This is a genomic window from Nodosilinea sp. P-1105, assembly GCF_012911975.1.
In the GTDB taxonomy this organism is placed as follows: Bacteria; Cyanobacteriota; Cyanobacteriia; order Phormidesmidales; family Phormidesmidaceae; genus Nodosilinea.
Genome location: NZ_SMDQ01000039.1, coordinates 1 through 14531, shown reverse-complemented (window position 1 = coordinate 14531; position 14531 = coordinate 1). Strand labels below are relative to the sequence as shown.

General features: G+C 57.5%; 9 protein-coding genes. 4 read left to right on the top strand and 5 right to left on the bottom strand.

The features are described 5' to 3' along the window. Positions 1 to 4 precede the first annotated feature (4 nt). The gene (locus E1H13_RS16270; protein ID WP_169614559.1) at positions 5 to 2131 is read right to left on the bottom strand and encodes a pentapeptide repeat-containing protein; all 2127 of its coding nucleotides are present in this window, start codon (positions 2129 to 2131) and stop codon (positions 5 to 7) included. A gap of 275 nt (positions 2132 to 2406) precedes the next feature. On the opposite strand from E1H13_RS16270, the gene E1H13_RS16265 reads away from it, so the two are divergent. Together E1H13_RS16265 and E1H13_RS16260 are read left to right on the top strand one after the other, a co-directional pair. Then, positions 2407 to 6069 (top strand): CAAX protease, encoded by a 3663-nt coding sequence (locus tag E1H13_RS16265; protein ID WP_169614557.1) that lies wholly within the window; start codon positions 2407 to 2409, stop codon positions 6067 to 6069. 68 nt (positions 6070 to 6137) lie between these two features. Then, complete coding sequence (locus E1H13_RS16260) at positions 6138 to 6953, top strand: FkbM family methyltransferase (protein WP_169614556.1); 816 nt, start codon at positions 6138 to 6140, stop codon at positions 6951 to 6953. Positions 6954 to 6969: 16 nt separating this feature from the next. Here the strand turns inward: E1H13_RS16260 and E1H13_RS16255 are convergent, their stop codons facing one another. Next, the gene (locus E1H13_RS16255) at positions 6970 to 7554 is read right to left on the bottom strand and encodes a hypothetical protein (RefSeq protein WP_169614554.1); all 585 of its coding nucleotides are present in this window, start codon (positions 7552 to 7554) and stop codon (positions 6970 to 6972) included. A gap of 520 nt (positions 7555 to 8074) precedes the next feature. On the opposite strand from E1H13_RS16255, the gene E1H13_RS16250 reads away from it, so the two are divergent. Further along, a complete protein-coding gene (locus E1H13_RS16250) occupies positions 8075 to 8485 on the top strand; it encodes a hypothetical protein (protein ID WP_169614552.1) in 411 nt (136 codons plus the stop codon). Between the two features lie 4 nt (positions 8486 to 8489). Beyond that, positions 8490 to 9746: an aldehyde dehydrogenase family protein gene (locus E1H13_RS16245; protein WP_169614550.1), complete on the top strand. Its 1257-nt coding sequence runs from the start codon at positions 8490 to 8492 to the stop codon at positions 9744 to 9746. On the opposite strand, the gene E1H13_RS16240 is transcribed toward E1H13_RS16245, so the two are convergent. The 3 genes from E1H13_RS16240 to E1H13_RS16230 all read right to left on the bottom strand — a co-directional run bounded on the left by E1H13_RS16240 (position 9743) and on the right by E1H13_RS16230 (position 14341). Beyond that, on the bottom strand, positions 9743 to 10699 hold the full coding sequence (locus E1H13_RS16240; RefSeq protein ID WP_169614548.1) for an RNA polymerase sigma factor, RpoD/SigA family: 957 nt from the start codon (positions 10697 to 10699) through the stop codon (positions 9743 to 9745). The two genes, E1H13_RS16245 and E1H13_RS16240, sit on opposite strands and share 4 nt — an antisense overlap. Positions 10700 to 10919: 220 nt before the next feature. Then, positions 10920 to 11057: a hypothetical protein gene (locus E1H13_RS16235; RefSeq protein ID WP_169614546.1), complete on the bottom strand. Its 138-nt coding sequence runs from the start codon at positions 11055 to 11057 to the stop codon at positions 10920 to 10922. A 275-nt stretch (positions 11058 to 11332) separates the two neighbouring features. Next, positions 11333 to 14341: an SMC family ATPase gene (locus tag E1H13_RS16230; protein ID WP_169614544.1), complete on the bottom strand. Its 3009-nt coding sequence runs from the start codon at positions 14339 to 14341 to the stop codon at positions 11333 to 11335. Positions 14342 to 14531: the final 190 nt, after the last annotated feature.

Genomic DNA, 14531 nt, shown 5'->3' with positions numbered 1-14531 from the left:
CCGGTTACACCAGGGCAAACAGGCTGGCAAGCTTGGGTAGCAGGGTCTTACAGGCAGTGGCTAATTTGGAGGCATCGGTCAGGGTCTCGGCCATGCCTTTGAGGGTGGCGGTGGCGCGCTTTACCAGGCCTTTGGTTTTGTCGTCGGGCTGGGGGGCGGTGCCTGCGGCGGCAAGGCGGCCCACGGCTTGCAGGGCTTCGGCTTTTTCGTCGTCGCTGAGTTCGCTGTCGGTTTCCACAGCGGCCTGGAGCTGGGTGAGGATGTCCTTGAGGCTGGGTTGCTCGGCGGTGGCGGTGGCGGGGATTTGGTTGATCTGGTTGCTCACCTGGCCGCTGATTTCGCCCAGGTTGATTGTGCTGCCCGAGAGGTTGACGTCGCCGCCAGCGTAGAAGCTGCCGTCGCCGGTAGACACATTGGGGTTTTGGCTGTGGTTCATGGCGGTGTTGTGGATGGTGAGGTTAGAGAGAACGCTGCTGATGCTGTCGATGCTGCGGTTGGCCAGTTGAATGATGTCTTGCTTGCTGCGGCGCTCGGCCTCTAGCAGGGCCTGGGCGGTGGCGGCGGGCAGGGCGGTTTCGTAGGCGCTGTCGAAGGTGCGGGCGACCTCGGGCTTGGCCGCCCCGTCAGGAATGGCCACATCGATCAGCACATCGCCGTCGCGTCTGGAGATGCTGCGCACGTCCCCAGGGACAATGGCGTGGTTTTCCATCAGGGCTTGGAAGGCGGTTTTGAACGCCTGGGGATCGACGCCGCCGCGAATCAACAGCCGCACTTCGTCGAGCACTTCGCGGAAGTATTTTTCAAAGTCGCCAGGGGCAAAGCATTTGTCGGGGTTGTGGGGCAATCGCTCACGCCAGCCCAGGGCGTTGGGCTGGGCTTTGAGAAACACGTACTGGCAGTCGATGGCTTGCAGAATGGTGGTGTCGTCGTAGTTCCAGGCTTCCAGGCAGGCTCCGGTGATCTGGGCGGCGGTGAAGTCGGTGCCGACGCAGTTGGCCTCGGTGAGAATGGCCCCCTGGAGTTCGGCGTTTTGCAACGTGGCCCCGCTCAGGTTTGCGCCAGTGAGGTTGGCCCGGTGCAACTTGGCCCCGGCCAGGTTGGCCCCGCGCAGGTCGGCGTTGGAGAGGTTTTGGTCGATGCCGTTGAGGGTGGTGAGTAGTTGGCGCACCCGGAGGTCTTGCAGGTTGGCGGTGCCGAGGCGGGCGCGATCGAGCTGTTGGGCCTGGTGCCAGCGGACGTGGGTGAGAATGGTGGACCGCTGGTGGAAGTCGGCAAAGTTGGTGCTTTTAAGGGTGGCCTGGGCAACGGTGGTCTCGGTGAGGTCTGCGCCGCTGAAGCTGGTGCCGCCCAGGGCGGCAAAGGCCAGACCGATGATGCGAAGATTTTCAAACCTGGGGTCGTATCTATGGATTCTTCGGTTAAGATAGACTCCAAGCAATAAGCTTGCGACAGCGACAGCGACAGCGACAGCGACAGCGACAGCGACAGCGAAAGCGACAGCGAAAGCGACAGCGACAGCGAAAGCGACAGCGAAAGCGAAAGCGACAGCGAAAGCGAAAGCGCCAGCGAAAGCGACAGCGAAAGCGAAAGCGACAGCGAAAGCGACAGCGCCAGCGCCAGCGACAGCGACAGCGAAAGCGACAGCGCCAGCGACAGCGACAGCGAAAGCGACAGCGACAGCGACAGCGAAAGCGACGCTCCCCAACGCTCTAAGAGTGAAGCCTTGGCGGGCGATCGCCCAGAAGGTAACCCCAAATACAAGCAAACCGGCAAGGCCAGCAATTAGTTCTTCCGAGGTTCCTTCTGTGAGAAGAACCCCGATTAAGGCTCCGGCAAATCCTTGCAAAAAACCGGCGAGGGCAGCAAGGATCACCACCAGAACTAGCTGACCTATCATCCACCGCCGCTGTAATCCAGCCCTGGCATGGCTAAAGTTCACCCCCCGCAGGGTCGCCTCCACAAACCGGGCGCTGCGAATATCGGCCCCGCTGAAGTCGGCCCCCGACAGGTCGGCCCCGCGAAAATTGCAGCCGCGCAGTACGGCACCGCGAAAGTCGCGCTCTCCGGCGGCGTAGAGGCGGGTGACGTCTGTGGCGCTCAGACGTTTGCCTTGGTACTTGCCCTGGCTCAAAGGTGCAAACCTCGCGTGGGTTGTCCCTAATTTAAGCGCAACTCACTCTAAACGGCACTACCCACGCGGGTACGCTGCCTTACATGGCTTAGGTGACTTCTAGGAAACTGTCTACCGAGTGGTGGGCATTGCCCACCCTACGAAAGTTGCGATCGCTAGCTTAACGTGGGGATCTTCTTGCTTGAAAATCACCCTAAACATTGAATTAAGCTAACAGCCCTGAACGCCAGCCGCTGGCTGACGTAGAATTCCATCAATAGTTTTAGGCACACCCCATGCTAGATCGGTTCTGGGAAGTACTGGGTTACGTGTTTACCCTGAATGCAGAAGCCTTTCGCATTGCCACCACGGTACCGACTGGCTTGCAGTTGGCCCTGGTGGTGGTGGTGCTGGCGGGGTTGTCCCAGGGCATTGGCCAGGGCATCGTGCTGTTTCTCAATCAGGTAAAGCCCATCCGGTTTGCCATTAGCCTGGCGATCAACGCCCTGCTGTTTTCCTGTGGCGTTTTGGCCCTGGTGTTGAGCACCTGGCTGGTCACCCTGGCCCCCTGGTCCGAGACTGTCTCCTTTTCGGCGCTGGTGACGGTGCTGGGGTTGGCCTATGCGCCCCTGTTGTTTAGCGTTTTGGGGGCGCTGCCCTACCTGGGGGTGCCGATTTTGACCCTGCTGTCGGTGTGGCACTTGCTGGCCCTGGTGGTGGGGTTTGGCGCGATCGCCGCTCTACCCCTACCCGACGCCTTTAGCTATGTGGCCATCGGCTGGATTTTGCTGCAGGTACTGCAAAACACCGTGGGTCGCCCCATTGCCAACCTGGGCAAGCGCATCGCTAACCGGGCCGCTGGGGTCGACCTGATCACCAGTCGCCGAGCTATCGCTAACTCCTTCCAGGCCCGGCTAGAGCAAGCCCCCACTCGCTGGCAAGAACAACTGGCCCAACAAACCGAGGCCCTGAACCGGGGGGATGTGGTGGCCGCCGCCACGGGGGAGTCCACTGCCCTGGCGGGGGCCAGCCAGGGGGGCAGTGTAATTGCTGTGACCAACACTGGCCAGAGCCAGCCGCGCGGGCTCCACGGGAGCGTGGTCACGGTGCTGGGTTTGCTGGCGATCGCCCTGGTGACGGCCATGGTCATTGCCCTACTGCAGCCCTTGCGACACTGGTGGTTTGGCTGGTTGGCGGGGCTGCCCCCCCTGGGGCGGCTGGTGCTGAATTTTGCCTGGATGGGGGCGATCGCCCTGGTGGTCGCTGGCTTATTGGCCCCCCTGGAAACCCTGGGCTGGTGGGCTGGCTGGTACGACGACGAGGTCAACACCAGCGTCAACGTTGGTAAATTGGCCGCCTCGGCCCCAGATGGCGATGGCTTTAGCCGCTATGTGGTGTATTTAGACGGCATTGGTATTTCTAGTTTTGAATATCTGCCTGATATCGAAGAATTTCTCGATACCCTGGCCCCCACCCTGCCCCCCGACATCGCCCTAATTCGCGGCATTATTCCCTACTCAGTGATGAATGCCCCCCTCGATCAAGACCGACCTCTGGCCTTTTTCTGGCGCTATGCCGACAAGCTGCGGTTTGCCAACCCGGCCAGCCTGCTGGGGCTGATGGTGAACATCCGCAATATCTTAATTGTGGGGGTATCGGCGGACAAGCGCTACGGCCCCCTTTATAACCAGGGTATTGCCCAGGTGGTGTTTAATGGCCTGGTCAACAACGGCTATCCGTTAGATAGTGGCATTCCCGTCACCTTTATTGGCTATAGCGGCGGCGGCCAGATGGCCTGCGCCTGTGCCCCCTACTTAAAGCGGGCGATCGGCGCCCCGGTGGATACGATTTCCCTGGGGGGGGTGATCAGCGCCAACTGCAACATCTTGCAGCTGGAACACCTTTACCACCTGGTCGGCCAGAAGGACGGGGTCGAGCGTCTGGGGCCGATCATGTTTCCAGGGCGTTGGCCGCTGTTTCCCTTGTCCTATTGGAACCGGGGCAAACGCCGGGGCAAACTCACCTTTGTGTCTTTGGGGCCTGTCGGTCACCAGGTGCCAGGGGGGATCATGGACCCCAATTTACTCCTACCCGATGGTCGCAGTGCCCTGGGGCAAACCCTTGACACCATCAATGCCATTCTGAAAGGAGGGCTCTTAGAAACTAACCTGGTTCAAGACCGGCCACCTAGCCATTACGACATTTTTCAGGCCAATCCCCTGGTGCAGTACCAGCACTATCCATTGAATCAGCAGCCCGATCGCGATCGCTATGTACCCCTGGGCGACTGGATTGGCCGCCTGATTTTGCCCCAAAAGCACGAGCGGTTTGGCGGGGTATGGTACGAAATTCACCATGCCCCAGCGGCACATTGGGGATTAGTGGGGCAAGTGGTGAAACTCTGCTGGTCTGACCATCCCCTCACCCAAAAGCTGGTGCAGGCGGTGACCCATGATCTGCACTTTAGTGCCGACGCCGACTATGCCAGCCGATTTAAGGGGGCGATTCACCCGGTGCGGCTGAACCACTGGCGACAGGTGGACCCCCTGGAGTCGTTGGCGGGTTCCCTGCCGGATGACGTGATGATCGTGATGGTGGAAGCCCCCCAGGTGGTCACCCAGGCTGGCCAAGTCACCCTGCTGATCAGCACCCAACCCGTGGAGGTGACAGGACGGTACTATGGCCTGGTGCAGTTCATCGGCCCCGGCCCCCAAGACCACTGGCGAGTCCGCCACTTTAACCGGGCTAGCCGCGCCTTTGATGGCGGTGAAGAGCAGGTGCGGCTGCCCCCGGTGGCGGTGATGGATCAATATGGCAGCGCTCCATCCACCACCCAGGGGCTAGAACAGTCCCCCTACAATGAATCGGGCTGGTATATTTACGGCGCACCCGACTGCAATGGCACCTTTGTGGTGCAATCCCTGGGGCCTCGGGCCCTGTTTCGCTTGCAACCTAATCGGGTGGTGTTTGGCGGCCCCAGAGCGGCCTACCGTTACATTCGGCGAGACGCCTGGGCCGATGTGGCGGCCCAGAAGGGGAAGGTCTCGTCGGTGCTATGTACCGACCAGGACAACAGCCACCCCAGGGCGATCGCGGCCGCAGTGGCAGACTGGCAGCAGGGCGATCGCGCCTTGCTGCTCCATACCTATGGCGGCATTGGCGGCATCCACAGAGAGCCTGCTGCCGCTAGCCCGATTTTCTTTGGCCACTTTGCCTATGGTCGGGCTGACGTGGTGCATGATCCCCTGGCGGACGAACTGCGGTTCGATATTCGCTACTACCAGGTCTATTGCCACAACATCGATGGCTTGATTGCTGGCACCATCCACTGGTCTCGCTATCAGGGGGATCGCCAGCGGGGGTGGCTGGGGACCCGTCCCACCTGCGACATTGTGGTGAAGCTGGATATGTTTAGCCGTCAGTACCGGTTTGAAGACCATCTGCGATCGCCCCTCAGCCGCATGGAAGCCCACCTGCAAGCGATGACGGCCCGTTACCGCATTGGCGATGGTACTGGTGGCACCTTCGTCGGTCCTGCCAACAACTGCGCCCAAGACTCTAACCAGGCCCTATTCGCCAGCTTACAAAGTACTGGGCACAGCCTGCGTCGTCACGCCGACACCCTACAAGCCTGGGCTGACCAACATCCGGAACAGGCGGCGACCCTGCGTCAGCTCACGGCCTTTGGCCAAGACCTGAAACGTACCCTACAGCCCCTGGGCAATCTGCGCCCTGACTGGGAGCGCAATGAATTCAACCTAGGTAGCTCCATCGAAGACGAACCCATCCGCAACCTGATCATGGGCCTGGGCAGTTGGCGTACGGTGCTGCCCCGCAAAGCCAGCGATGTGGTAGTACACCAATTTCTCCATTATGGGGCGGCCGCCTGGGTACTCCGCACCAGCCAGGTGGGGGGCCATGATCCCGACATCGCCCCGATCGCCCCGATGACATTTTAGAGACGCCCTCAGCCGATCTGCTATGAATCGTCTACCCTGGGGGCATCACTCTCTTTAGGGCCGATCCTATGCGCGTCGAAGCTTGCTGCCAGGGCCTACTTGAGCATCTGTTGCCCGATCTCGATCCGCAGCGACAGGGACTTTGCCTAGACGTGGGAGTCGGTACCTTTGCCTTTTATTGTCAGTTGTTTGCCCGGTTGGGCTATGCCACTGTGGCGGTTGAGCCGACCCCCACTGATAAACTGAGGGCCATTTGCCAGCAGGACTCGATTCAACTGATTGAGCAGTGTCTGTCGGATCGAGTCGGTACTCAGACCCTGCACTTGGGTCAGTTTGCCCATGTTGCCAACAGCAACTTTAGTTCCCTTGCTGCCGACTGGTTTGGGGCCTCAACCCAGACCCGGCAAGTCCCCACTTTGGATGTGGCCACCCTCTTGCAGCGAATCAACGCCACCCAGATCACAGCCTTTAAGCTAGATATCGAAGGGTGGGAACCGGTGGTGATTCAGCAGTTTGCTGATCTCGCTGAACCACGGCTGCCGCAGGTTGTCATGTTTGAGTATGGAGGGGGGAGCAGTCGCCAAAAGGGCGAAAAGGGCTGGTCACCTAAGTTTTTGGCTGGCACAGTAGACTGCCTCAAGACGCTACAACAACGGGGCTATGGGGACAGCATCATGATTGACTATGCTCCCGGCACGGCTCCCAAGCTGTTTGACTTACAACAGCTCCGCTTAGACCAGGATCTGCCCTTCTATCCCAACGGCGTCTATGGCAACCTGATCTGCTTTTATCAGCATCGGGTATCCGCCGCCCGGGTGAATCAACTCTGTGCGCCTTACCAGGGGGGGCTCACTAATTGGATTGTGAGTAAAGTGGTGTCTTAACCGGTTTATATCTTACTCACGATACTGCGGATTCAGCCTCAGGCAGCGACGCCATAGCGACAGCGACGGTCGGTCGTTGAGCTGATCCTGCTAAAAAGGTAGAGGGATCAGCCCGGTAAGCCGCTAGCAGGGTTTGTTCCTCGCGCGAGAGATCGGGGGTGCCGTTCTGGTCTATTTCTAGGAAGGTGGCTTCCACTAGCTCCATCTGTTCTTCGGCGATGACCAGGTCTTGGTACCGCTCCGAGGTCATCAGACTTTCTAAGGGTTTTAGTTCGTCCAAATGTTGGGTAAGATCCTGTATTTTCTCTTCGTAAGTCCTGGTGAGGGCCTGCATCTCCTGGCGATGCTGATCGGCCAATTGGTTCAGTTGGTGTTGCAGCTGGGCATTGTGGGCGTTGACCTGCTGCACCTGGTCTTGTTTGGTCTTAAGAACGTTGAGCAGAGATACAGTTTGCCCCTTTAGGGTCATGTGATCAACATCCAACTGGTGGAAACGCTCCGCTAGTTGCACATAGGATCGGCAGAGACGGGTGTAGCGCTCCGCCAGTTGGTTCATATGCTGGAAATTTTTGACTGCCATGTCTAGCCGTTCTGTTGCCATCAATTCCTCCAGTCTTCCAGGGATGAGTTATCGGGGTGAGCTATCTAAGTGGCTTGATTGCGCAAGGAGGTATCAAGGGTGACCGAGTATCCTGCGACCGGGTTAGGGGCTAAGGGCTTGAGGGTTCAAGGTAGACCGTGTACCCTATCTCTTGAACCTTAAACCCTGCCGCTCTGTCATCTTTGGCTTGGCAGAGTACTAGGCTACCGGAGTGCATGCTGTTTGCCCTGCCTTTATTTCTGCATGTTTAGCCTAGACATGGCAAGCTACATTGGCTACATTTTTAACCCGATTTCAGAAATGGCTGAGGCCTTTACCCAGCAGGTGATCGCTCCGTTCAGCCCCTGACTTGATCCCAGCCTGGCTTGTCTTCCAGAAGAGGTTTAGCTAATGTGTCAGAATAAGGTTAAACCAGAGTGAGGGGGCAAAGTTACCTGAGGGAAATGTTCTAACCTTCAATCTGTTTGGTATTGTCTGTGGCCGCTGGCTCTATTCCTATTTATATATTTGTCGCAGTCCTGTGCGTACTTACAAAAGCCAAAAGATCGACCAGTCCGCCGATTATCCCTGCCCTTGTCGTCGCCACGGTCGCATCAAACCCATTGCACTTACCGAGGCGTTTGGCTGCGATCGCTGTCAGCAGATTTTTGTGGTGCAGGAGGATGGCTATGTGATTGAGCAGTTATCCACCCATTACCCTTACAAGCGAGCCTGGCGGTGGACGGGGCAACAGTGGCGACTCGATCGCTCTGCCATCAACATTAGCTACATGCCCCTGTTGCTGATGGTTTCGTTTGGGGTGATGGTTCTGTTTTTGTTGCTGGCTACCCTACAGTCGCCTGAAGGAGGGCAAGCGATCATCCGTTTATTGGCCACCCTAGCGGTATCGATATTGGTGGTGGTAATGTTCTGGCTGGCCTCTCGACGCTGATGTAATGGCACCTTTCGGATCTCAAACTGATTTTAGTGATGCCATCGCCCAAGTGGGCCAGGCCGGTCGCCAACTGACGGCCGCAGGGGCTGACGTTCAGAGTCAGCTCCTCGACACCATGGCCACCTACCTCCATGACAGTCAAGATCAAATCCTTGAGGCCAATACGCTGGACCTTGAGGCCAGCTTAGATATGGCAGTTCCAGAATTGGTCCTCGACTGGCTGAAACTGACCCCAGAGCGCCTACAAACCGCCTGTAAAATCCTTCATCGGCTGGGCTCCCTTGGGGATCCTCGAGTTCTGACCCCCCAGCCGATCAGCCGTCTCACTCAGGCTATGTCAGGCTATAGCCAAGTGGTGCCCCTGGGGGTGGTGGCCTTGATTTACGAAGCCTTTCCAGAATTGGCAGCGATCATGGCTGGCCTCTGTATCCGCACTGGCAATGGGCTGATCTTGAAAGGGGGCAACGAAGCTAGCCAAACCACCCAGGTGATTTTGCAAGCCCTGTATGCGGCTCTTGAGCAGGCCGATTTACCCGAAACTTGCATTTTATCCTTGACTGAAAATGAAGGGGATGCGGCGCGACAGTGGCTGCTACAAGACCAAGGGGTTGACCTGGTCATTCCCTATGGTCGCCCCAACCTAGTGCAGCAAGTTGTTCGCCAAGCGGCGATCCCTGTATTGCCCACCGCCATGGGCAATACCTATCTCTACTGGTCGGCCAGTGGTAGTTCAGAGACTGTATCTACCATGGTGATCGACAGCCATCGGGGGGAACCGGACGCCATTAATGCGATCGAGAAAGTGCTGATTCATCAGAGCCTGAGCCCGTCCAGCATCCTCAGGCTTTGCCATAGCCTTTGGGAAAAGGGCTTTCAGCTGTTGGCCGATTCAGCCCTAGGGGCTGACATACTTGACCTCCAGGTTGCCGATCCCAAAGACTGGTCTCGGCCGTTTTTAAGTCGCACCGTGGCCCTTCGCCAGGTGACAGATGCACAGATGGCAGCGACTCTAGTCAACAGCGATGGCAGTCACCATGCTGTCAGCATCGTCACCGAGTCCTACAGTGAAAGTAACCAGTTTACTCAGTTGGTTGATAGCGCGGTGGTTTACATCAACACGTCACCTCGCTTTGTGCGCAACTCGGCCCAGGCCTCAGCTATTGCCCTGGGCATGACCGAGCAGCGGGGGCGATGCAGCGGATTTATCGGTTTAAATGCGCTGTTAACCACCCAGCATGTTTTGCAGGGGTTGGCTTAACTGGCCAAGTATTCCCGAATGTCGGACTGGCGCTTGCGTAGCTTAGTCAGGGCTTCCCGTTCGATTTGCCGGACCCGTTCTCGACTAATGGCAAGCATGTCCCCAATTTTGGCCAGGGTCATGGTCTTACCGTCCATCAGCCCAAAGCGTAGGGAGAGTACTTCTTGCTGCTGGGGGGTTAGGTCTCCCAGTAAGCGGTGTATGTCTTGCTTCAATGAAGACTGGGTAGCAAAGTCTTCGGGAGAGGGGCCATCATCCTCTAGCAGTTCCACCAGTTCAGTGTCCTGGTTGTCGCCCACCCTTAGATCAAGGGAAAGGGGCTGACGAGACTTTTCTAAATAATCCCTGACCTGCTTAACAGTGAGATCGCACTCTACCGCCAGTTCTGCCACAGTGGCCGAGCGGCCATACTTTTGAGAGAGTTGTCGCTGGGCTTTCTTAAGCTTATTCAACTTTTCGGTGATGTGGATGGGTAAGCGAATGGTGCGACTCTTTTCCGCGATCGCCCGGGTAATCGCCTGACGAATCCACCAGTAGGCGTAGGTGGAAAACCGATACCCTTTCGTCGGGTCAAATTTTTCGACTCCCCGCTGCATGCCAATGGTGCCCTCCTGAATCAAGTCCAGCAGGTCAACATTGCGCTTGATATATTTCTTGGCCACAGACACCACTAGACGCAAATTGGCTTCCACCATTTTACGCTTGGCCAAGTTGCCCTCTTGCACCACCGTTTGCAACCGTGCTAAGGGCATATTCACGGCATCCGCCCAAGCCTCCAGGGTCAAGGGCTGATCCAAATCTTTTTCTATGGCTGCTTTCTTCGCTTCAAGCTGAACTAATTGCTGGACTTGCTTACCCAGAATGATTTCCTCTTCATGGGTTAAGAGGGGAACTCTACCTATCTCTTTGAGATAGGTGCGAACCATGTCGGTGGAATTTTGTGCAGTTCTCATCGTGTGGCGAAGCTAGATTAACAGGGGCCGGGTCAAAAACAGGGCCGCCCTGGGGCGGTTACTTGCTAGTAGCGATTAAAGCGATTAAGCTGCCATCGCTAGATGATATCTCTCAAAACCCTGACTGGAAAAGCCATTGACCTTCAAGGCAGAGAGCTAAACGTAGAAGAGGTTTGCCGCAGCTTACAACGACCGGTGGCAGCTAAAGCGGCAACCCAACTTATGACTGAGGGGTGCGATCGCGAACTGGTACCGGAATCAACTCTTCTTGCTCCACTGGAGCCTTGGCCAATTGGCCGAGGTAAACTCCTGCGGCTCCTGCGATAAGCAGTTCAAGTACAAGGGTTAAAGCATTCATGGGATTCACGTGGTTTCTATGTGAACTAATGTAACATTTATTAAAGCTGTCGTGAATGAGCGTTAATACTCATTAGCCCCTGACGCAAGTCTGGGAATAACGCCGCAAATGGTTTATAGGATAAAGCTTTCACTCCTTAGTTATTGCATTCCCTGAGACATATTTTTTAAGCTAAAACCGAAGAAAAGCTTAAAAATGCGTAGAAATATGAATCGCTACCGCCAGTCTTGTTCACAAAACGTCGTGATTAGTAATGGTCGGTTAGAATAGCCAGGCTAGGCGGATAGGGCAAGCTGGGATCCCTGACTGGTTTTGGTGACATCAATGCGGGCCTGAAAGGCATCCCGGAAGTGGGGAATATGGGTGACGGCCAGGATGCAAGCAAAGTCCACGGCGATCGCGTTGATGGCAGCAATCAGGCGATCGCACCCCTGTTGGTCTTGGCTGCCAAACCCTTCATCGATAATCAGCAGTTGCAGAGCGGTACCAGATCGCTGGGCCAAGAGTCGGGCCAGGGCCAGCCGAATGGCAAAGTTGATCCGAAATCCCTCGCCGCCGGAATAGGTTTCATAGGGGCGAGTCCCCTGGGCGTCGGCAATCACAATGTCGAGGGTGTCGATTAGTTTGGTTTGGCGGCTTTTGCTAGCCCGCTGGGTGACAAACTGCACATGCAGTTGGTGGTTGCTCAGGCGGCCTAACAGCCGATTGGTTTCGGCCTCCAACTGGGGCAGCAGGTTTTCAATCATCATCGCCTGAATGCCTTTGCGGCCAAAGGCATGGGCTAGTTCTTGGTAGACCCGCTGCTGTTGCCGGGTCCCCAGGAGTTGCTGCTGTTTTTGGCTCAGTTGCTGCTGCAGGGAGGCCAAATGCTGTTGTTTCTGGGCCAAAGCGCCCCCTTGGGCTAGTAGGGTCTCCCGCCGCTGCTGCCGCTGCTGCCGCTGGTTTTCTAGGCGAGGTAGTGCCTGGGGATCGTAACCCAGGTTGTCTAGTTGGCTGGTCAGGGTGGTTCGTTGCTCAGCCACGGCTTGCAGCTGCTGGTGTTGGGCCTGGTACTGGGCTTGCAGGTCCGTTAGCTGTTGGCTCTGCTGGGGCTGCTGCTGCTGCCACTGATGTAGTTTTTGCTGCCGCAGTTGCCAGGGCTGGGCCGCTTGCAGAGCCTGGCGCACCTGCTGATGGTGGTCGACGGCATAGTTGAGGTGGGCGATCGCCGCCTCTATCTGGTCTAGTGCTTGTTTCAGCTCGCTGGCCGCTAGGCTTTCCAACTCGCCATTAATCTGGCCCAGGGCCTCGGTCAAGTCTTGCTGCTGGCGTTGCAATCGCCCCTGGCGTCGTCGGGCCTGTTTGATCTCGTGGTACTTGATATCGGCCCAGCGCAGTCGGTCCACCTGACCTCGGGCCAGGGCATGGTCACGGTCGTCGTAGGCGAGCTGACTGAGGGTCTGGTCGATATGGCGTAGTTCGGCCTGAATGTCGGTGGCGTAGCTGTTGGCCTCTAGGCACTGCTGTAGTTGTTGACGCTCTGTTTCCAACTGTTGCAGCTTGGCCTCAACGGTGGCCTGGTTGGCCAATTGAGCGTCCAGCTGCCCTTGTTTGTGCAGTACTGGAGCATACAGCGCCAGTTCGGCTTCCACCGCTCGATATTCTTGGCGTAGCACCTGGATTTCCCGTTCTGACGCCGCCAGTTGCTCGCGAATCACCCAAATGTGAGCTTGGAGATCCTGCTGTTCCAACCGATGTCGTTCTTCCACCAGGGTGCGGTGGTGGTGGTCTAAGGGGCGATCGCATAGGGGACAAGCCGCTTCAGGTTGGGTCAGCAATTGTAGCTTTTGGGCCACTTGGGCCAGCTGTCCTTCACAGTTCCGCTGGGTGACTTGCAGGGCTTCCATAAAGCTGCGCCGTTCCAGCCCCTTTTCTCGCACCTGTTCTTGGTAAAGCCGCCGCCGCTCTAAATAGCTGCGGGTGGCTGATACATCTTGGACGGTGGCGACCAGTTGGGGTTGCTGCTGCTGTTGCTTGGTCAGTTGGGCGGCGGTGGCGGTCAAGTCTTCTAAGCGGGTTTTGAGCTGGGTCTGGGCCTGGCGCAGATCCCCCTGTAGTTGTTGGCGGCGCTGCAATAGAGGCTCTGCCTGGAGTTGCAGCGCATCCAGGTGTTTGAGGTGGGCCTTGGCCGCCGCCAGTTTTTGCCGAGCCGCTTTGACCTCCGCCTGCGGCTTGAGGATCTGATCTAGGTCCGCCAGTTGCGCGGCGATCGCTGCCAACTGACTTTCTTGCTGCTGCCGCCGGGTCTGGAGGGCCTGCTGCTGAGCCTGGTATTGGGCGCGCACAGGTTGGAGCTGTTGTTGCAATGTCTGGTACTGCTGGAACTGTTGATTGAGCTGGGCATCCTCTGCTTCTAAGGCTTGTAGGCGATCTATCCCGGCCTGAATGTCCGCCGCTTGGGCCAGAATCGCTTCCCCCTGGCGGCGTTGGGCTTGCGCTTGAGCCAGGGCCTCAGCGGTTTGGCGGCAGACCTGAGCCAGGTGGTCGTGCTGTTGGCTGACCAGTTCCAACTGTTGCTGTTGCTGCTGATAGTCCTGTTCTAGGGTTTTCAGGTGTTGCAAGCGTTGGCGATCGTCTGTTTGTTGCTGCTCCAGGGTCTCCAATTCGGTTTGCATGGCCTGCAAGCGCTGGACCGTAGCGTCATAGTCTTGTAAGGCAGCCTGCATATCGTCGATTTGAGCCTGGCCCAGGGTCAGCTCCGCCTTCAGTTGTCGGGCCTGCTCTTTAGCCCGGTCCGCCAGCTGATCGTAGTGGTCTAACTTTAGCAGGTCGGCCAAAATCTGCTTGCGATCGCTGGGCCGCTTCAACATAAAGTCATCCGTCCGACCTTGCCGCAGATAGGCGGAATTGATGAACGTATCGTAGTCCAGTTTGAGGTGACGGCAGATTAATCCCTGGGTCGCCCTGACCCCCCGCTGGGTCAGCACCCGATACCCCGCCTCGGTTTGTACCTGAAATTCGAGGCTGGTGCCCTGCACCCGGTGTCGGCCCCGCAGAATTTTATAGATGTGCTCCCCCTGGTGAAACTCAAAGGTGACCCGCGCCTCCATCGCCCCCTGGTGAATCACATCGTCATCGGCCGCCACCCGACTTTGACCCCAAATGGCCCAGGCGATCGCCTCCAGCAACGACGATTTACCAGCCCCATTGGGGCCAGCAATGCAGGCCACATGCAACCCAGCAAAGTCGAGGCTGGCCTGACGGTAGCTGAGAAAGTTTTGTAGAGTAATGTGCCGGGGAACCATCGAAGCTAAAGCACCAAAAGCACCACTGTATCAAGGGTACAGTACATGCGAACTCTAAGTACACCTGATCTTTAAAGATTCTGCAACCTCCCACCTCCCCATCTCCCCACCTCCCCATCTCCCCATCTCCCCATCTCCCCACCTCCCCATCTCCCCATCTCCCCATCTCCCCATCTCCCCATCTCCCCAC

Excerpts from the sequence above, each read along its gene's own strand:
- E1H13_RS16230 (WP_169614544.1), bottom strand. The coding sequence starts at position 14,341 with ATGGTTCCCCGGCACATTACTCTACAAAACTTTCTCAGCTACCGTCAG.
- E1H13_RS16260 (WP_169614556.1), top strand. The coding sequence starts at position 6,138 with ATGCGCGTCGAAGCTTGCTGCCAGGGCCTACTTGAGCATCTGTTGCCC.
- E1H13_RS16255 (WP_169614554.1), bottom strand. The coding sequence starts at position 7,554 with ATGGCAACAGAACGGCTAGACATGGCAGTCAAAAATTTCCAGCATATG.
- E1H13_RS16235 (WP_169614546.1), bottom strand. The coding sequence starts at position 11,057 with ATGAATGCTTTAACCCTTGTACTTGAACTGCTTATCGCAGGAGCCGCA.
- E1H13_RS16265 (WP_169614557.1), top strand. The coding sequence starts at position 2,407 with ATGCTAGATCGGTTCTGGGAAGTACTGGGTTACGTGTTTACCCTGAAT.
- E1H13_RS16245 (WP_169614550.1), top strand. The coding sequence starts at position 8,490 with ATGGCACCTTTCGGATCTCAAACTGATTTTAGTGATGCCATCGCCCAA.
- E1H13_RS16240 (WP_169614548.1), bottom strand. The coding sequence starts at position 10,699 with ATGAGAACTGCACAAAATTCCACCGACATGGTTCGCACCTATCTCAAA.